Consider the following 18,636-nt stretch of genomic DNA (forward strand, 5'->3'; position numbering starts at 1 on the left):
CTCAATTATCACCAATGATAGCAATCACTTTTTGTTTCACAGCTTCCATTAACAGAAGCCTGATAAGTATAATGAATACCATTACACACACAACATTCTTGACTATCTGATGGCTCACAATTTCCTCCAGAAGATTCACCTTGAGCTAATGCTTCCATATTCACTATAACTAAATTAGATAGTTTCACATCATTCGGCGAAATAAAGATATTGTATCCCGCAACAACAGCAATTGCAACACCGGCAATAATGCCCATTACTTTCTTCTTCATTATTCAATGATTTTTAGGTTATACTTCATTTTCTCTTCTGTATCTATCATTTCAACAGAATAGCAATCTCTTGCTACATTAATTTTTTATTCTTATGTTTGCATAAATAACCTCCTTTCTTTTTAGGGGTTTAGGAGCAGATGATATGTGAGCAAATCCGACAAGATAAACAAACTCATCATTCTGCTCCTTTAATCAAGTTAATTCTCTCATACGCTACCAAAGCTACCTAAATGCTTCATCAAACCTTTTCTTAATTATTCATTTTGCATTTCCACTAATTTTCAAATGGAACGGAGAGCCTTCTGCATTACAATACACACTAATCGTTTTACTGAAATGTTCAGGATGCTCTGCATGATATCTTATTTTTAAATTTAAGTTCATGTCTGGTTGAACAGGTTCTTTAGAATATTCAACTTTAACACAGCCACAAGAAGTAATCACGTCATTTATTGCTAGTGAAGAATCACCAACATTTCTTATTACCAAATCTTTTTCCTGGCTATCTTTCCATGAAAAACTCCCCATATTTATCATTTGCTCAGAAATTGTTATTTGTGTTATAGGTATTTTATTCATCCTATTATTATTTGTACCTAAAAGTATATTAAAATATAAATCTTTAATCTTTGAATTAAGTATAGGATTTCCAACTGCAATTACCCTATTCTTCTTATCTAATAAAAACACTTGAAACCTTGGATCTAAAGAAAAATGATTCATAATATTAAGAGAATCATATTCATCAATACATATTGGATAATCAAATTTATCACGTTTCAATATATGCTCAAATTCCCTCTTATCATTAGGACATACATAGAAAAGAAAAGCTATCTTACCATTAGAAACAGAATCCATTTCATGCAAGAAGCTTTTCCATTTATGTAGTTGCAATTTACAACTAGTACATCCAGTAGAATCTACATAAGCCAGCAATTTGAAGTCAAAATCTGTATCACATCTTACAGTATCATGCATATACTGTGTAAAAACTGATTCTGTTGGAAATTTAATTTCTTTTCCCTCCCATTCTTTTACTGTATTCACAAGATAAGATCTTTCCACATTTTGGCAAGAAGTCCATATTATCATACATAGTATAATTAATAAATACCTCATAAATATTAAAATTTAAATTGTAAAATATGACTCTCCGGTTTATCTGTTAATCCATAAATTATTCCAGACTTTTCATCAACAGCAAAATCAAAAATAGGAGTATCCAATTGGTAACATTGCAGCAGATTCCCATTCCAATCAAAAACAAGAATTTTATCTTTCAGATAATCATGATTTTTAGGATTAAAGACTTTTCCCGAATAAAGAACAAATACTTTCTTTCCTACTGATAATGGAAAAGAATAAGCATCTCTTTCAGCCCCTTTATTTGTTTTTATTCGATCAACAACTTGATGAATTTCGGGAAAGAAATGTTCAGGACCATGCATTCTTCTTATAAGATTCATATCTGTATCATAACATTCTATTAAATCCGTTCGTTTATATGAAACAAAAACTCTATTTTCTTCAACATTAGCAGTAAATTCATTTATAAATCCTTCTACTTGTTCAATGTTTGTTTGCAAACTGGAAAGTTTCGGATATACACCTTTATAACAGATTGTATCTCCATCCAAATTAAATAATCCAAATCTCTTATTGTTCAGATTAAAAACTGAAGCTATAAAACCTTTTTGAGGAATAAAGACTATATTGTCACAAAAATCCTCGAATTCAATAGTCTTATTGATTTCCATGTCTTCTCCTCTAAGAAATTTTTGACGGTCACAAATATTCAATATTTTCCTATTTTTATCATATATCCAAACATTATCATCTGTTGAAGGAATAAAACGAGGATCAATCATTTCATTAGGACCAATTCCAAAAGAGACACATTCGCCTATCTTCTTTTTAGATAAGATATTGAATATATAATAAGCATATTCAGTATTCCTGTTTTTCATAATCAAGAAAGAGTCAACCAGGTGTATTTTAACAGGTTTCAATAAGATATCGTCGAAACCGACACTGTCTCCTTTCAAAGAAACAGCCGCTCCAAAATCAGAAAAAGAAAAATACTCTGCATCTGCATATTTCTCATTACCTTGACACGAACTTAAAAGTGCAAACAATATGGATGTCAATATGTATATACTTTTATTTTTTTTCTCCATTCTTTGTTAGTCTATAATAGATGATACAATAATTGCCTAATTGTTTATAGATATCTTCGTATTTCTGCTTGTCAAAAAGCAAAAACTGTCCGTTTCTCATTTTCTCTACTAATTTTTCTCTTTTTGTAGTACCTTTTTCCTCTTCATATATTAATAAAGCCGGTATATCTTTCTCTAAGACAAAATCTTCTTTTTTAAAGTTACATATTCTAACAATATGATCTTTTGACATTATAAAAGGAGCACCAAATACTACTCCATTCAAAAAATAGCAATAAATAGTAGCTTTCTGAATCTCTTTAAAATCCAACAATATATCAACCCGGGCCCTATTATCTTTTACTATTTCACCACCATTGACCGCTGTAACTACTTCTTTCCCATGAACTAACTGCACGATATAAAGTGTCAGATATGCATTATTAGGAACATAAGAAGAATAAAATTTTCCTCTTACATCATTAATACCTGTAGGCATTGGAATGGGAATAGCACCTTTAGGAACTGAAAGACTTTTAATTCCTGAAGAGTACTTTTTCATATAAGGTTTTCCCGTCTTATAATAAGTAGTATCTTTTTCTGACACTGTAACTATCTTATTTTTACGTATATACTCTTCAACAATCTGATCTAAATTTTGAGCATTGAGTTCAAAAGTTCCTAATAGCAAAATTAATATAACAATTAGTTTCATCATAAATATTATGAAAGACTTAGATTATGTCAAAAATCTAACACTAAAGCCTCATATTTGAGTACTATTAAAGTCTAAGACCTTTGACATAATCTTAGCTAATTAACATCAATACCCTCTCATATTTGGACAGTAATGCCATCTATCAGAATGTCCAAAACAATCATATGCAGGGTCATAACAACAATGTCCCATATAGCAATCATACGGTGTTGTTTCACCATAATCTGCTAAAGCCTCTACATTATTAAGGACCAAATTAGATAGATTCATTCCACTCTTTGACATATGGATATTATAGCCCGCAGCTATTACAACTGCAACTATCATTACTATACATAATAATTTCTTTTTCATTCTATTATTTTTTTTTAAATTTATATTTTTTCTACCATTATTGTATCATCTTTACAACAAAATAAGAATAAACAATCTGCACATTTCATCATAACTAATAGTAGACTATAAACAAATAATAACGACTCTATTAGATCTATATGACTTACAATCCCACTTCCTTTTTTAAGGATGCAATTTTCTCTTTAGAAATTGATTGTCTAAGAAAATAATAAATCAACAGAAATACTTGATTATCCGGAAGAGATTTAACTTGACCTTGCTTAAATGAATCCGAACCCATAATTAAATCTCCATCAGCAATAGCCACCATTGCATTAGGAAGATTAGATGAAACAGGATTACCAATATAAGACAAATCTCCTACATCCACAATTAAAGAAGAAGATACAAGTACTTCATTGTCCTTTTTTGAATACAGAGTAAATAACTCAGAAGGAGTCCCATTATATTCTCCCCAAATACCAAATACCCATTCGTCAGCATCTATAAAAATTGGGCAAGTCCAAAAACTTTCCTTGATGGATGTACAACTTTCAATGTCCGGAAAATCTAAAGTAGTCTTTGCTTTGATATTCCACTTCATAGTACAACTAATATTATTATCTTTATATCTATAAAACTCATTTCTAATAGGGCATCTTATGCCAATACCGTCTGAAGATGTTATATAAAACGGATCCCATTCAGAACCTACATAAGGATATTTATCATCATATATATACCACTGTTTTATCATCTTACCATCACAACTCATCTGCCATATACCATTAGGTGCATTATAAACGAAAAAAGGTGTAAAGCATAAAAATGAACCATCAGATAACAAAAATAAATTCTCTACCCATTTTTCACAATGAATCAAACGAATGAATTTAAAAGAAAAATCATATAATAATATGTTTTGTCCCACTTTATCAAAAACGTAAAGTACATTATCTTTCACCATACAAGAATGAAGCCCGTAATACTCTCCCAATCCATTTCCACGCCTATTCAACTCTCCTAAGAATGCTCCGCCTTTATCAAAGTGAAATATTTTTTGTTGCATTCTATCTAATATGAAAATATGTGAATCATAAAAAAATACACGAGTCGCTCTTCCTATTACTACATCAGAAGGAAGTTCTAGACACAATGTTCGTACAGAATCTACAAAGTTAGACATCATTATACTCTCTTGTTTATTCTGCAAGCTTATATTAACTTCACAAGTTGTCATCAACTTTCCTTCTTCATTCTTTTTGCTATATTTGCAGGAACACAATATAACTAGTATTCCTACAAAAATTATAATATATTTAACACTAAACATGTCGTTACTTTATGGACAAATATCTATAGCCGAACAAGCACTATATTCATTGCCTGTATACCTACAACAAGGGATAGTCGTATATCCATAACCCGGCAAATAATATTGATAACTAGAAGCAATATATCCTTTTCTATATCCGGGACTAGTTTCACCGTGATCAGCTAATGCTTCAACATTAGATAATAATAAATCTGATATTTTTTCCTCAACCGGCAATGAGTATACATTATACCCGGCAATTATTGCAGATACAATAACTACCATTACAGCAAATTTCTTTTTTATAATTTATTTACTTTTGAATTCAACTTTAATCTACTCTTTTCACAAAATAGCAATTATTTGCTACACTATTTTTTATTCTTATATTCGCATCGGAATAACCTCCTTCCTTTTTGGGGTTAAGGAGCAGATGATATGTAAGCAAATCCGGCAAGATGAACAAACGCATCATTCTGCTCCTTTTAATCAAGTTAATTCTCTCATACGCTACCAAAACTAAACTTTAGTATTGGCTGGTCGTTATTTACATCTGTTGCCATTATCGTTTTAGTAGTTTCATCCACCCAAATACCATATATATAACGGTCGAGTACATATTTACACATCGGTTCTCCTTTCAAACTAAATACATAAATGTATTTGCCTCCGTCAGGAAGCCTTCCGTTTTGCCTTGCTATCTCTTTAAAGGGCGTTCCGTGAAACACCGCATAAATGGCACTATCCGTTACTTGAATATCACTGAATCCCATAATGCCTGTTGGGATACCATAACCATCGGACACTTTGAATTCAGGTTCATCGTGGTCACCGATACGAACAACATGAGTACTGTCTTTCAAATTATAAACTTCAACCACCTCTCCAAGTTGAGTGACAGCAGCTAAAACACCATTACGAGGATTATAATCTAAAAAGCTACGCCATGCCTGTGCTAATGCAGGACGGGCTTCTTCCAAAGCTTTCTCATTCGCTGTAGGTATAGCGCCTATCTTCTCTATAAGTTTACCTTTGCAACTAACCTTTAAGAAGCGGCTCTCACCTGAATAATCGGGAATGACAAATGTGGTATCATCATACACGGCAAAATCAAGAGGGCGAAGTATAGCTTCATCCAATGTTACCGTTTCCTTACGAAGCAGTGAATCACCGGATGAAGAAAAGCCCAACCCGATTAATTCGCTCTTGTTGGCATCCAACGTCCATAATTCATGGTTATACAAACGGAAGTTTTCCATAGATAACATTTCTGTTGGAGAATCGCCCCGTCTGCCAAAAGAAGACAGGTACCGGAAACTTGGGTATTCGAATAAGTGCCCATAATGTTCGGAACCATGTAAATCCATCACAATGGCTTTATCTCCCTCTATCCGTATCCTAAATGGATAGCGGAACAAGGCTGTATCAAGCTCTATTACTCCTCCTTTCAGTTCTTTTTCTTGCGGGAATTCAGAATAAGCATATACATTATCTGCGTATTCTTTCTCTTTCTTACCACAAGAGAGCAGAAATAAAAAGAAAAGAAACAAATACTTAATATCACTCTTCAAGGCTATATCCCCCGAAAACATATTTAACTTTATCATGAATTATAGGACAATCTACGGATCCGGAACCCACACATCTATATACATTCAGATCTTCACCAGCCGCTAAAGCCTCTACATTATAATACAATAATGTATTGAATGAAACGTGGTGATTAGTTGAACGCTTAGCTGTCAAAAGCACTACAATACATAAAAATAAAAAGAATACCAATTTTCTCATACTATTTTTTTGTTATAAGATTAATATGAGAACAAAGGTAGTAAACTGACAGAAAGAAGCCATAAAATATGGCTGACCATTTCTGACCGGCAAGAAATTATTATCTAAAGAAAATTGCAATCATCTAAAAAGTGCCATTTCATCGAGATTTAGAGCTATTGAAAGAATCTTATATTATAAAACCAATTGATACCCATCTACACATTTTTTTATTTCAATAGAAGAATCCAACTCTTTTATGTTAGAACGTAAACGTGCTACCGCTTTATAAATCCGGTCGTTACTAACACTTCCATCAGACCATAGCGTCTTACTAATATCACTATTCTTCAACACATATCCTGTTTCTTCCATTCTTAGGAAAAGTTCTAATAACTTACTAGACTGTGGCTGCAAAATCTGTTGTTGCCCCTTAAACTCTATCAAATTCTGATCTGCATGGAATATAAAGTCCTCATGTAGTTTGTAAGAACGTATAGAAGAACTGCCTTTCATTTCTTTTACTATTTTCACAACAGGATGTTTTATAACTTCCTTATCTCTTATAGAAATTATTTTATATTTAATAAACAAGCCAATTTTGTAAATCACATACATACAGACTATGTATATTAATAAACCCAAAATGATTTCCATGTATATTATATTCCATACGGAATAATGAAGATAAGCCATTACTTCTATTTCACAAGCATAACCTATAGAAACAATAGATACCAAATTTGAGCACTTGCGCCATCCACTATAAGAGGTAGATGCCGATGTTACATTACCATACCTGTCTAAAACGGAAACATATAATGCTGTTTCCATTGAAACACCCGCTTCGTTTAAATACTTTTTCCAGATAAGATTCAATGAATCCAACTGAATGGGATGTTCCTTAAAAGCAATGCTATGAAACAAACGAGCATTAGTATCTGTAGTTATATTATTGTAATGTTTTTCCTTATCTAACTTAACCTTATACATACCTATAGAGTCTACAATACTTACTGAATCCGGTAATTCTGCAACTTTCATATTGGCTATATCCGGAAAAGCAATCACTAAAGGACCTGCCACATTCCGACCTTCCACTTCCTGATTAACCGCCCTAATAAAAGTGCTTTTTGCCTTCTGTTTAAGAATAGATAGTTTAGACTCGTAAGCATATTTACAAGTAAAGAAAAGTACAATTCCACCGATGCAGGCAACAATAAACAACAAAATAACATTATAAGTTCTCATTATGTTTCGTTTTATATCCTTTTTCAAGCACAAAGATAGCATTATTAAACTAATAAACGAATAAATCAAACAATAGCTATGCCATAAAAACATTATTATTACAGTTTCAACAGAGAATAGGATACCAACTATGTCTCTCATAATAAGAGATTCTGTTCTATTCTTAAGATTTCTCCTTTTAATATTAAATTAGAAATATAGGTATGATTGGCAACAAGCTTCAAATGCCATACAATGACATTATATTGTCACAACTGTGCCACATCGATGGCACAACTGTGACAAAGTGATGGCACAACTGTGCCACCGCAGTGGCACGATTCTTTAAACCCAAGGATTATCTATTAAGAAGCAGAAGAGAAATCCTCCTGCTACACCATTCTATATGAATAAGCTAAAGCAAGAGGGTTTTGTCTAAAGATGATAAGCTATGGATTAAACCCTTCAAACCATAGCCTACGAAGTATACGTGAAGAACGTGACCTTCGGCCTGTTGCATCAATGGCTTGGCAAAGTATGACAGTGTCTGAGATTCTCTGTGGCAATCCAACTACAAACTTTTTATTTCTTCAATGGATAGACCTGTTACTTGCGAAATGGTATCAAGTGGAACATTCAAAGATTTCATATTATGCGCCATTTCTCTTTTTTCTTCCATACGACCTTCCGCACGACCTTCTGCACGACCTTCCGCACGTTCGGTATATATATTATCGCGTAGAATCACTATGTTATCCAAATGACGATAATAAGCTTTTAATTCCTCTTTAGTCATCTTGTCCAGTTTCAAGCGCTGACGAGCCTCACCTAGGCCGGGAGCTGTAGCACTATCGGGAATATCGCCCGTATTCAAATAACAAATCCACTCTTCCAAAGGACTACGGGCCACTTGATTGAAATCATTGACCTTCAATATATAATATTCGGGATAAAGCTGGCTGACATGAGCGACTCTGAACGTCTGTTTCTGGAAAGGAGTCAACTCCAAAACATCTCCCTGATGGATGCCGCGGAATTCCGTTTTGCCATGATATACAATATCCTTTCCGCTACCTAAGGAGAAATATACAATATTGACACTATATACTTTCCTTACATGATCATATCCCTCACCACGGTTTATGTATTCGGTCACCAATTTAGATGTGCCGAATAACATACGCTGGAAATACGCATACTCATTATTATTTTGAACTTCAATCAAAATAAGCTCACCCTTTGAGTTTTCTGCAAGCATATCCACCCGGTTATACTTGTCAAACTCGTCCTCTTGATTGCTTTCACTTTCCAACAGCCGCTGAATAACGATCTTTTCATTTAGAAGAGTGGTAAGAAAGCCCTCGAGAACTCCAAAATTGGCTTTATTACGCAATAAGCGCTTCATTGCCCAATCGAAACGAATATAATTACTTCCCATAAACTCGTCTCCTTTCTCTTTTTCTTTGTTCATGTTGACAAAGATAAGCAGAATATGTTTGATTTCAACTATATATGATTCTATTTCTTTCTACTAAGAACATCCAAACCTGGCGTATCAATTACCGCACTCCCCAAAATGCCAACTATTGATTATTTCATATATATATTCATCAAAACCGGATTACTATCTTCACGAAGATTATACTTATCGACATCAACATCGCTGTATTTATCTATAAAAGACTGAGCATTAACATAGCTTATATAAAAATCAGAAGAGACTGCCAATATCTTTGTATAAACCCTTATATTTGTATCTAAAAGAGGACAAAACAAATAACCTTTTTTCTCTTCTGATTCGTATTTCAGGAGTAAAGGTGCCCCATGGTTTCTCCATATTTCAGCTAAATAATTTCCTTTACATTTATAAAATGATTTAACTCCTGAAATGATACATTCATTTGTAGAATATTGTGTTCTTATCCCTTTTTTCTTTTTAAAATTATTTTCTGATTCAAGACAATATTGTCCTAAATAAATTTTGAGCATGAGCTAACTGACTATACTGTTAAGTATAGCCTCGAGAGTTCAAAATCAATCCCCCCTAATCGTTTTCGATGGTTTCGGGAGGTGGTGTAAATGGTTGATCAAGCCATTTTTGGAGGTCGATTTTGGTAAATGTGTTCAGCCGGAGCGTGACCACAAGGTTAGCCAATGCCCATTTGTATCTTGCGATGTGCTTTAGCCATGTCAGAATCAGCATTGTAGTCATAGCAGTCCATATTTGGGTCTCTACGGCATTGCGGGATGTGCCGATAAAGCTCTTGATGCGTAGCAGTTGCTTGAGGTTGCGAAAGAAGATTTCTATGTTCCACCGAGCCTTGTACAGAGCCGCTATGCTTGATGCTGCCAATGTGAAGTTGTTTGTGAGTAACTCAATTTCAAAACCGTGTTCATCGTTCCATACTGCGATGCGACGTAAACGTTTGGGATATTTGGATTTGGCCGCCGAGAGTTCGAACTCGATTATTTCGTCAATAAGTACATTCTGAGCGTGTTTTTCAGGCAAAGGCAACTCCTCTATGGCTTTGTACCGGATATTGTCTTTATGACGCACTACAAAGAACACGTTGCTGCTGTCCCAATTATTCAGCAATGAGTAGTCACAGTAGCCTCGGTCGGCTACTACAATACTATACGGATGTAACTCAATATCAAAAGCAGCTTTGTTGTCGGTGGTTTTGCCATCGGTGATATTCACGAACTCCGGCAAAAGACTGTCATAGTCCAATAGCGTGTGCATCTTGACCGCCCCCTTGGTGGTAGTGTAATGTGCCCAGTCATATATTGACAGAGTCAATGACACCAATGTGGAGTCGAGCAGTTTTATCGGCATCTTGAAACGGAACTTTCTTCGTTGCCATAGGGCTTGCTGTCCGAAATACTGAAACAACGAGTAGAATATGCCGCGAAAAACCGAACTGTCTCGGTTGGCGTTCTGATATGCTACCGTTGACTTGGATGGTGCACGGTTGATTCCCAAATGATTGAGGTTGCCGGTGGCTGATTTCAGCCCGTTTGAGATATCTCTGACTGAATCACATCCTGAGAATTGGCTGAAAATCATGCTAACAAACTGACTCCATGTATTGTAGCCCTTGCAATGCTTGTCTGACCCCGAAGATTTTATGATTTTCCTGATATTTTCTTTCGGGAGATGTGATATTACCTGTGCGAAAAGTGTTATATTTGCCATAGGAAGTAGATGAGTTGGTAGCTTGCTACTAAGGTAGTCATTTTACCTTAGTTCTACTTCCTTTTTATTTGTTCCCCCCAATTTATTTAGGACAATATTGGATTCAAGATCAGAATCATCGATAAAGTTCTCAGAGATAATTTTCATATATTTACGTACTCCATCATTTTCTATTACGTAGATATATGGAGAATATCTAGGGTTAAAAAATAAGCTATCCCCAGATTTATAAAAACTTTGATCTTTAAATGACGTATTAGCATTATCCGAGATACCTCTGGATGATATAACCGGAATAAACTTTCCATTCGAATAATAACCTAAACAAATCCCATCTTCAGTCTGAAATATATTGGATGCCCATATTTTATCTGTTTTCTCATCAACAGCTATTTCCATTACTGTTGCATTCGTTTTATACTCAGTAAAAGATTTATAATTAGGATACTCATATTTTACTATTTTTCCCCACAATAGATGATATGCATATATTTAAATCCGCATTTCATTCTTATATAATATCTTAGTTATACTAGATATTAAAGACTTATCATTTGTTTCTAATGGAACAAATGTTACAGAATCAGATGCATGAGAATGATTCTTTTTGCAACAATAGTCATATTCTAATAAAGTAAGATCCTTATCGTCTATTTCCTTTAAAAGATTATTACGAGAATTATTACATGACATCAACAATAACAAAAATACATATAATACAACTATTATCTTCATATACAAATTACAATTATGTTTTTACTAAAAAATCATCGACAAAAAAGCAAAAAGATGAGATAACGGGAAATCTAACTGACCCATAAGTGGTTAGGCAGTGGTTGGCACAGGTTGTCCATAGTGACGAAGACATGGTTTTGGCGGAATATTGCGGGAGTTAGGTTTTCAAATCATTACCCGACGTTATCCGCAAGTTTAGAATCAACTGTTTATTTATCAGCGTTTTGCGCCATTCTGCTTACAGACAAATGACTCTCATGAACTTAATTTTGCAACCAGTAAAAAATGTAAGTTATGAGATCGACATTCAAGGTGCTGTTCTATGTGAACGGCAGTAAGGAGAAAGACGGCATGGTGCCGATTATGGGACGCATCACCATCAACGGGTCGGTGGCGCAGTTCAGTTGTAAACGAACCATTCCGAAAGCGCTTTGGGATGCCAAAGGAAACAGGGTCAAAGGAAAGAGCAAGGAGGCTATCGAGACCAACTACGCGCTTGAAAACATCAAGGCGCAGATCATCAAGCATTACCAGCGGATTTCCGACCGTGAGGCGTTTGTTTCAGCAGAGATGGTGCGCAACGCCTTTCAGGGAATCGGCACGGAATATGAAATGCTGATGCGTGCTTTTGACAAGGAGGTTGACGACTTTTCAAAACGTGTGGGCAAAGACCGTTCTGACCGAACGTACCGCAAATACAAGACAGTCCGCAACCATGTGGCTGCGTTCCTTATGTCGCATTACAAGCGGAAGGATATTTCCATGAACGAGCTGACAGAGGAATTCATCAGGGACTTCGCCCTTTACCTGAGCAATGAGGCGGGATTGTCGCAGTCTTCCATCTGGATTTATCTGATGCCGCTGAAACATCTTGTGACAACGGCTCATTACAATGGAAAGATCGCCCGTAACCCGTTTGCGCAGTTCCATGTAAGTCCGAACATACGGGAGCGCGAGTTCCTGACCGATGATGAGCTGAACATCGTCATCAACCACAGGTTCACGAAACCCCACCTCTCGCTTGCCCGGGACATCTTCGTGTTCAGCTGCCTGACTGGAATCTCGTTCATAGACATAAAGAATCTGACCACGGAGAATATCGTGGAAATCGGTGGCAACAAATGGATTGTAGCCAAGCGGCAAAAGACCGGTGTCCCTTATCAGATACGGCTTCTGGACATTCCCCTGATGATAATCGAGAAATACAAGACCCTGAAAGGGGATAACCGTCTGCTTCCGATCGGCTGTAATTCCGTCATCAACCGAAACCTGAAGCTGATTATGCAAGAGTGCGGCATTGAGAAGCACATCTCATTCCATTCAGGTCGGCATTCCTTCGCCGTCTGTGCCTTGAGCAACGGTATGCCGATAGAAAGCGTGAGCCGTATCCTCGGGCATACGAATATAACCACCACGCAGATTTATGCAAAGATTACAGATGCGAAACTTGACATGGATATCGCTTCGTTTGCAGACAAGATAAGCGGGAAAATTTCTTATGTGCAGTAATCTACGGCTTGCAATATGGACAGAGGAATCATAACAATCAGTGCAACGGGTGTGGTCATAATGCCTACAACACCAGTATGGATGACCCAATTTGAGATAGCCGACCTGTTCGGGGTATTCTCGTGTGATGTCCGAAAAGCTATCCATGCTATCTACAAGAACAAGGAATTGAGCGAAGCCGAAACTATGAAGTATGTCAAGCAACCGGACGGCATCAGCTATGATGTTTACAGTCTTGAAATGGTTATAGCCGTTGCATTTAGGATATGCAGTAAGGAGAGTATGGCGTTCAGGCGGTTTGTAATGGATAGAACCTGTGCAAGGATAAAAGGAATACAAGCCATGCTGTTCGTTTCTTGTGGCAGAGGAAACAACCTATGGTATTGTTGAGCTTCATCCCGCCTGTCGCCCGTTTCCGATGCACGGATGCAAAGGTAGCGCGTGGCTTGGGTGGCATCCGCAAGGTCGGGCGGCGGAGCCGTTCCGGGCAGAATCTTCCTCAAACAAGTTTGAGCGTATTCAGCCCGAAAACCTTGCCGCTGCCTGCCACGCACTGAGAAGGCATCCGGCAACGGAAACGAGCGACTGACGGGAAATCAGAAGAAACGAAAAGAAGAAACGGTTTACAGACGAAGCGGGATTTTGATGCTTCATCCGTAAGCCGTTCTTTCTTTTTTCGTTGAATAGACTATTGCAGCCGCAAATTGTGGGCAGACGGCAAACTTCGTTCCTTCAAGGAAATCAGGTGCCCGTCAATCGGTAAGCGGAGCGGTAGCCGTCCGACAGCATCCGTTCGATGTCGGATTCACGGTAGAGGATTTTGCCGCCCAACTGGATGTAGGGTATCCGCCCCTCGTTGCGGTAGTCCTGAAGCGTCCGGCGGCTCACTTTCAAGCGTGCCGACACCTCCTTGTCGGTAAAGAAACGTTCTCCGCCCAAAGTCGGGCGGTAGTTGGCTGTCAGGTGCTCGAAGCTGTCCAACAGGCGGTCGAGGTTGCCCATGAAGTGGATTATCCACTCGCTGTTTTTGGTAATCAGTTCATTCATATTACTTTGGATTTAGTGGTCGTTATTGTCATTATACTCTGCTTACTTTATATCGTCCTGCCCTTGAACTTCGCTTCCTTCCGCCTGTCCTCGACAACGGACACGATACGCTGCACGTCTTCAGGACGGTAATACGTCTTATGGTTGATTTGGCTGTATGCCAAAGTTCCATTATCCCGAAGTGTCTGCAACGTGCGCGGGCTGATATTGAGCATTTGGCACACGTCCTGATTGTCCATCCACTTGCCAATTGTCTTCTCTCCATGTCGATGGCAGATGGCATCCATGCGGCGGACGAAACGGTCGAACTTGGCGACCAGCTCCTCAAAGGTCTTTTTTTCGATAGATACGATTTCCATATACATTAATTTTTTTGTTGTTATTTCTCTTTTTGCTGCAAAGAAAAGGGCAAAATCCTATAAAACAATGGCTTTTCTGGAACTGGCAGCATTTGGCACCGGTATGGTAGCGGTTGTCCGGGGTTCGTTTACCAGATTCAGATAGCATGGCAAGTCCTAATCTCTCAATTTAACAGGAGCGGGAAGAACGAATAAGGGCTTAATTGATTCTTCCCTGCATTTCCCTGAATCTATATTTCCATCCTCCCTATCCGGCAAATCGGAGAAATCCTCACCGTTATCCGGACGGTATTAAAGCAAAGCCATACAAAATTGTCTAACAGAACCCGAATGTTTGACCGGCTGGATTATAGCCACTTACTTTGCTCGCGATAATCGGTCGAGGCACGTGCCCAGACCACAGTCAATAACTTAATAAAATTGTAGTATCAATGAAAAGAGAACCAAACATCAGTGAGCAGGAAGCTCGTGAAATCGTGGAAAGAATGGGACGCAGGGAACCCTACAGCCCCAAGTCGATGGATGACTTTTACAGGAACATCGGTCTGGATCCGGCTGAACTGGAACAGCCCGGCAAGACCGTCAAGGAAGAAGCGGGAACCGCAAAGGTGGATGAACCGTCAAGCGATGCAACCGGGGAAGGGGCAGTGCCGCAGAAACGCATCAGCAGCAAACAACGCAGGCTGTCGCTGGAAGAGTACCGCACGACCTATCTCCAAGTCCCGAAGATTGTCAACCGCAAGCCCGTGTTCGTTAGTGAGACAGTGCGTGACGAGCTGGACAGGGTTGTCCGCTACCTCGGAGGAAAGGGCATGAGCGCATCGGGGCTGATTGAAAACCTTGTCCGCCTGCACCTCGACGCCTACCGGAATGACATCGAGCAGTGGCGCAAACTCTGACGAAATTACGGAAAGTCGGTTAGGCTGGTGAATACACTTCATCGGCTTAACCGATATCTAAACTGAGTCATTACACTCGGAAACCAATCCGACAAGCGGAGGATTCTTGTGTCCTCAAAGACACAGCAAGATATATTTTCAGTTACCCGAATAATTCTAAGTAACTGAAAATCCTTGCACCGCCGTGGGCAGAATTATCCTCCGCAGTCGGATAATTTCAATGTTTTTTAATCGGAGATTAGACAATGAATGAACCGTTAAATTAAAAGGATAAACATAATGACAAAGAGCAGCAAGTATGGGAGAAATCCCAAGTTGAACCCGAAGACGCACTGCGTGATGGTGCGCTTCGACGATGTGGAATGGAACAGATTTCTCACGATGTACGAGGAATCACAGGTGTATGCGAAAGCCGTCTTTCTCAAGGCGCATTTCTTCGGGCAGAAGTTCCGGGTGTTGAGAGTGGATAAGACGCTGGTGGACTATTACACCAAGCTGTCCGACTTCCATGCGCAGTTCCGATCCATCGGCACCAACTACAACCAAGTCGTGAAGGAGCTGCGCATCCATTTCTCGGAGAAGAAGGCGATGGCATTACTCTACAAATTGGAGAAATGCACCATCGACCTTGTGAGGGTAAGCCATGAGATTGTGGAACTTTCAAGGGAGATGCAGACTAAGTGGGAACAAAGAGTAGAATAAGCCTTCTATCTGTGAAGAATTTTGAGATAGCAGATGAGGTGTAAAAGACCTTATCCTCGCCATACAGTCATCCGGTGTAAGCGAGGATGAAACGGCTTCCGCAAGGACAAGTTCGGCAAAAAGCTCGCCGAATCGGAGGAAGACTTGCTCGAACACCGCACCGACGGCTCCGATGCTTTCGATACCCTCTACATCGGCTACGAAAAGTTCCCGTACTGAGAGGCGTTTAGCCTTTCGACTACGGTATTTATATAGCATTCTGCAAAAGCCTCATTTATATTACTGCATTGAATAAATATCCGAGCAGAATAATGAACAGTGTTACCACTCCGAAGAATATGCCGATGAAGCGCCATGTCATTACTTTTTTCAGCAATGTTGCTTCGGGCAAGGATAGTCCGACAACAGCCATCATAAAAGCTATGGCTGTGCCTAACGGTATGCCTTTGGCAACAAATACCTGAATCACAGGAACAATTCCTGCGGCATTGGCATACATCGGAACTGCGCATATCACGGCGACCGGAACCGAATACCATTTTTCGCCGGACATCCATTCCTCAAAGAATCCTTCGGGTACATATCCGTGGATGAAAGCACCGATACCTATTCCGATAAGAATATAGATGAACACGTTTCTCACAATACCCCAAGCATCATGGATAATCGACGGCAAGCGTTTTACGAACGGTGATTTTTCTCCCTCCCATACCGCTGTCGCTTTTTCGGATGTCTCCTGTATCTTCTTGACCCACGGCGTAAGATAGCGGTCAAGTTTCATCTTTCCGAATATCCAACCGCCAATCATGCCAAGCAACAACCCCGACACAACGTATATGATTGTCACACGCAGTCCGAATGTTCCGAGGAACATTGCGACCGCAACTTCGTTGACGAGCGGTGAGGTTATCAGAAACGCGAGTGTCACGCCCAACGGTATGCCACCTTTGACAAATCCTATGAACAACGGTATTGACGAACAGGAGCAGAACGGCGTTATAGCACCAAACACAGAAGCAAGCAGATATTCAAAACCATACATTCTGCGTGTTGCCAGATAGTTGCGTAGTTTGTCTATCGGGAAATATGCGTTGATGACACCCATAACCACACTTATGGCAAACAGAAGTATGGTGATTTTTATTGAATCGTAGAAAAAGAAGTTTATTGATTCGCCCAAGCGTGTCGAAGCATCAAGGCCGAACACTCCATATACAAGCCAGTCTGCAAATTGCTGTATCATTGTTTATCTGTTTTGTCAGTTGTGATTTCTGAATATAATTCTTTGAACCGCTCGAAAATCTTATCGCGCACCTTACGGAATACAATCATTTTTTCTTCCTCTGTGCCTTCGGCTTTTGCTGGGTCGTCGAAACCGATATGCAGCCGTTTCCCAACTTTGCCGTTAAACACCGGGCAATTTGCATCTGCATCACCACATACAGTAATCACATAATCCCGTGCCTGATCCGCGTATGCTGTCACGTTCTGTGGGGTATGACCGGATATGTCAATGCCACACTCTCGCATAACTTCAACAGCAAAGGGATTGACTTTTGGAGCGGGTTTTGTCCCGGCAGAAAACACTTGGATTGTACTGTCGAGTGATTGTAGATAGCCGTGAGCCATCTGACTGCGGCAACTGTTACCTGTGCATAAAATCAGTATTTTCATATTGGGTAATTTACGATGAGATAGTAGATTCCGACTCCGATAAATACAAGTGCTACAATCATATTAAACCATTTCTGAAATACCTGCATACGGTTGTAGAACTTGCCGATACTTGACATGCTATAAGCGATAATCCATGCAACTGCGATAACCGGCAAGGCTGTTGCGAGGCCGAAAGCAAGTGGAAGAAAATAGCCGCCGGTGGTAGTTGCGGACATCGGTATTAGCAATCCGAAATAGAACAGGCCGCTTGTCGGACAGAAAGCGAGCGAGAACAGTATGCCAAGTGCCATGCAGCCCCATGCGCCCGAATGTTTTTCGCCATCTATCCTTGATGTGAAAGATAGTTTGGGTAGTGGCATATATTTTCCAAACAGCATGAACAATCCGATGACAAGCAGTGCCGGACCGAGCAGTATCTCACCCCATTTTCCGATTACTTTCTCCAATGTGAAAGTGTCGGCGCCCTCGCGGATTATGTATATCAAGGCAATTCCGAGCAAAAAATATGCGGACACTCTGCCAAGAGAGTACAATAGCCCTTTATATAAAACATGCCGGGGTTGTTCGATATTCTTACTGATATATGCCACCGCCGTTATGTTTGTGGCAAGCGGACATGGGCTGACAGCGGTGAGCAACCCGAGTATCAGAGCCGACACCAAAGGCAATTCGCCGCTGTCAAGAATGTTTTGTAACCAGTCCATGGTTA

Annotated in this window: 25 protein-coding genes; 5 read left to right on the forward strand and 20 right to left on the reverse strand. The window is 38.9% G+C overall.

Features of this window, described 5'->3' with window-relative positions; translation table 11 throughout:
• Positions 1 to 8: 8 nt before the first annotated feature.
• The 15 genes from AB9N12_RS15470 to AB9N12_RS15540 all read right to left on the reverse strand — a co-directional run bounded on the left by AB9N12_RS15470 (position 9) and on the right by AB9N12_RS15540 (position 11,734).
• A complete protein-coding gene (locus AB9N12_RS15470; protein ID WP_369893003.1) occupies positions 9 to 272 on the reverse strand; it encodes an NVEALA domain-containing protein in 264 nt (87 codons plus the stop codon).
• Between the two features lie 261 nt (positions 273 to 533).
• Complete coding sequence (locus tag AB9N12_RS15475) at positions 534 to 1,325, reverse strand: DUF1573 domain-containing protein (protein ID WP_369893004.1); 792 nt, start codon at positions 1,323 to 1,325, stop codon at positions 534 to 536.
• A 77-nt stretch (positions 1,326 to 1,402) separates the two neighbouring features.
• Entirely contained in the window at positions 1,403 to 2,455 is a 1,053-nt protein-coding gene (locus AB9N12_RS15480) for a BF3164 family lipoprotein (RefSeq protein ID WP_369893005.1), read from the reverse strand.
• Positions 2,439 to 3,152: a hypothetical protein gene (locus AB9N12_RS15485; protein WP_369893006.1), complete on the reverse strand. Its 714-nt coding sequence runs from the start codon at positions 3,150 to 3,152 to the stop codon at positions 2,439 to 2,441. The genes AB9N12_RS15480 and AB9N12_RS15485 overlap by 17 nt, the downstream gene beginning before the upstream one ends.
• A 105-nt stretch (positions 3,153 to 3,257) precedes the next feature.
• Positions 3,258 to 3,506 (reverse strand): NVEALA domain-containing protein, encoded by a 249-nt coding sequence (locus tag AB9N12_RS15490; RefSeq protein WP_369893007.1) that lies wholly within the window; start codon positions 3,504 to 3,506, stop codon positions 3,258 to 3,260.
• Between the two features lie 145 nt (positions 3,507 to 3,651).
• Complete coding sequence (locus AB9N12_RS15495; protein ID WP_369893008.1) at positions 3,652 to 4,821, reverse strand: 6-bladed beta-propeller; 1,170 nt, start codon at positions 4,819 to 4,821, stop codon at positions 3,652 to 3,654.
• Positions 4,822 to 4,830: 9 nt separating this feature from the next.
• Positions 4,831 to 5,112, reverse strand: coding sequence for an NVEALA domain-containing protein (locus tag AB9N12_RS15500; RefSeq protein ID WP_369893275.1), 282 nt, complete (start codon positions 5,110 to 5,112; stop codon positions 4,831 to 4,833).
• Positions 5,113 to 5,306: 194 nt separating this feature from the next.
• Positions 5,307 to 6,395, reverse strand: coding sequence for a BF3164 family lipoprotein (locus tag AB9N12_RS15505; protein WP_369893276.1), 1,089 nt, complete (start codon positions 6,393 to 6,395; stop codon positions 5,307 to 5,309).
• A complete protein-coding gene (locus AB9N12_RS15510) occupies positions 6,364 to 6,594 on the reverse strand; it encodes an NVEALA domain-containing protein (protein ID WP_369893009.1) in 231 nt (76 codons plus the stop codon). Before AB9N12_RS15510 ends, AB9N12_RS15505 begins: the two co-directional genes overlap by 32 nt.
• A gap of 174 nt (positions 6,595 to 6,768) precedes the next feature.
• The gene (locus AB9N12_RS15515; RefSeq protein ID WP_369893010.1) at positions 6,769 to 7,824 is read right to left on the reverse strand and encodes a transcriptional regulator; all 1,056 of its coding nucleotides are present in this window, start codon (positions 7,822 to 7,824) and stop codon (positions 6,769 to 6,771) included.
• A gap of 550 nt (positions 7,825 to 8,374) precedes the next feature.
• On the reverse strand, positions 8,375 to 9,274 hold the full coding sequence (locus AB9N12_RS15520; RefSeq protein WP_369893011.1) for an Rpn family recombination-promoting nuclease/putative transposase: 900 nt from the start codon (positions 9,272 to 9,274) through the stop codon (positions 8,375 to 8,377).
• A gap of 119 nt (positions 9,275 to 9,393) precedes the next feature.
• Complete coding sequence (locus AB9N12_RS15525) at positions 9,394 to 9,792, reverse strand: hypothetical protein (protein ID WP_369893012.1); 399 nt, start codon at positions 9,790 to 9,792, stop codon at positions 9,394 to 9,396.
• 55 nt (positions 9,793 to 9,847) lie between these two features.
• Positions 9,848 to 10,999 carry an IS4 family transposase gene (locus AB9N12_RS15530; RefSeq protein ID WP_369888970.1) on the reverse strand — a complete coding sequence of 384 codons (1,152 nt, stop codon included), beginning with the start codon at positions 10,997 to 10,999 and terminating at the stop codon, positions 9,848 to 9,850.
• 42 nt (positions 11,000 to 11,041) lie between these two features.
• On the reverse strand, positions 11,042 to 11,398 hold the full coding sequence (locus AB9N12_RS15535; protein WP_369893013.1) for a hypothetical protein: 357 nt from the start codon (positions 11,396 to 11,398) through the stop codon (positions 11,042 to 11,044).
• Between the two features lie 93 nt (positions 11,399 to 11,491).
• Entirely contained in the window at positions 11,492 to 11,734 is a 243-nt protein-coding gene (locus tag AB9N12_RS15540) for a 6-bladed beta-propeller (RefSeq protein ID WP_369893015.1), read from the reverse strand.
• 294 nt (positions 11,735 to 12,028) lie between these two features.
• On the opposite strand from AB9N12_RS15540, the gene AB9N12_RS15545 reads away from it, so the two are divergent.
• Genes AB9N12_RS15545 through AB9N12_RS15555 form a run of 3 tightly spaced genes read left to right on the forward strand, consistent with a single transcriptional unit; the run spans position 12,029 to position 13,800 of the window.
• The gene (locus AB9N12_RS15545) at positions 12,029 to 13,243 is read left to right on the forward strand and encodes a site-specific integrase (protein WP_369893016.1); all 1,215 of its coding nucleotides are present in this window, start codon (positions 12,029 to 12,031) and stop codon (positions 13,241 to 13,243) included.
• A gap of 15 nt (positions 13,244 to 13,258) precedes the next feature.
• Positions 13,259 to 13,633, forward strand: a complete 375-nt coding sequence (locus AB9N12_RS15550) for a hypothetical protein (RefSeq protein WP_369893017.1) — start codon at positions 13,259 to 13,261, stop codon at positions 13,631 to 13,633.
• Positions 13,630 to 13,800 (forward strand): hypothetical protein, encoded by a 171-nt coding sequence (locus AB9N12_RS15555; protein ID WP_369893018.1) that lies wholly within the window; start codon positions 13,630 to 13,632, stop codon positions 13,798 to 13,800. Before AB9N12_RS15550 ends, AB9N12_RS15555 begins: the two co-directional genes overlap by 4 nt.
• 184 nt (positions 13,801 to 13,984) lie before the next feature.
• Here AB9N12_RS15555 and AB9N12_RS15560 read toward each other — a convergent pair whose 3' ends face one another.
• Both AB9N12_RS15560 and AB9N12_RS15565 read right to left on the reverse strand, forming a co-directional pair.
• Positions 13,985 to 14,290, reverse strand: a complete 306-nt coding sequence (locus AB9N12_RS15560; RefSeq protein WP_369893019.1) for a helix-turn-helix domain-containing protein — start codon at positions 14,288 to 14,290, stop codon at positions 13,985 to 13,987.
• 47 nt (positions 14,291 to 14,337) lie between these two features.
• On the reverse strand, positions 14,338 to 14,649 hold the full coding sequence (locus AB9N12_RS15565; protein ID WP_369893020.1) for a helix-turn-helix domain-containing protein: 312 nt from the start codon (positions 14,647 to 14,649) through the stop codon (positions 14,338 to 14,340).
• A 431-nt stretch (positions 14,650 to 15,080) separates the two neighbouring features.
• Here AB9N12_RS15565 and AB9N12_RS15570 point away from each other — a divergent pair, with 431 nt between their 5' ends.
• Positions 15,081 to 15,548 carry a DUF3408 domain-containing protein gene (locus tag AB9N12_RS15570; RefSeq protein WP_369893022.1) on the forward strand — a complete coding sequence of 156 codons (468 nt, stop codon included), beginning with the start codon at positions 15,081 to 15,083 and terminating at the stop codon, positions 15,546 to 15,548.
• Positions 15,549 to 15,827: 279 nt separating this feature from the next.
• Complete coding sequence (gene mobA, locus AB9N12_RS15575; protein ID WP_369893023.1) at positions 15,828 to 16,250, forward strand: conjugal transfer protein MobA; 423 nt, start codon at positions 15,828 to 15,830, stop codon at positions 16,248 to 16,250.
• Between the two features lie 274 nt (positions 16,251 to 16,524).
• Here mobA and AB9N12_RS15580 read toward each other — a convergent pair whose 3' ends face one another.
• The 3 genes from AB9N12_RS15580 to AB9N12_RS15590 are packed head-to-tail and all read right to left on the reverse strand — an operon-like array spanning position 16,525 to position 18,631.
• Positions 16,525 to 17,493 (reverse strand): permease, encoded by a 969-nt coding sequence (locus AB9N12_RS15580; protein ID WP_369893024.1) that lies wholly within the window; start codon positions 17,491 to 17,493, stop codon positions 16,525 to 16,527.
• The gene (locus AB9N12_RS15585) at positions 17,490 to 17,924 is read right to left on the reverse strand and encodes an arsenate reductase ArsC (RefSeq protein ID WP_369893026.1); all 435 of its coding nucleotides are present in this window, start codon (positions 17,922 to 17,924) and stop codon (positions 17,490 to 17,492) included. Before AB9N12_RS15585 ends, AB9N12_RS15580 begins: the two co-directional genes overlap by 4 nt.
• Positions 17,921 to 18,631: an aromatic aminobenezylarsenical efflux permease ArsG family transporter gene (locus tag AB9N12_RS15590; protein ID WP_369893028.1), complete on the reverse strand. Its 711-nt coding sequence runs from the start codon at positions 18,629 to 18,631 to the stop codon at positions 17,921 to 17,923. The genes AB9N12_RS15585 and AB9N12_RS15590 overlap by 4 nt, the downstream gene beginning before the upstream one ends.
• Positions 18,632 to 18,636: the final 5 nt, after the last annotated feature.

This window comes from Bacteroides sp. AN502(2024) (assembly GCF_041227145.1).
GTDB lineage: Bacteria > Bacteroidota > Bacteroidia > Bacteroidales > Bacteroidaceae > Bacteroides.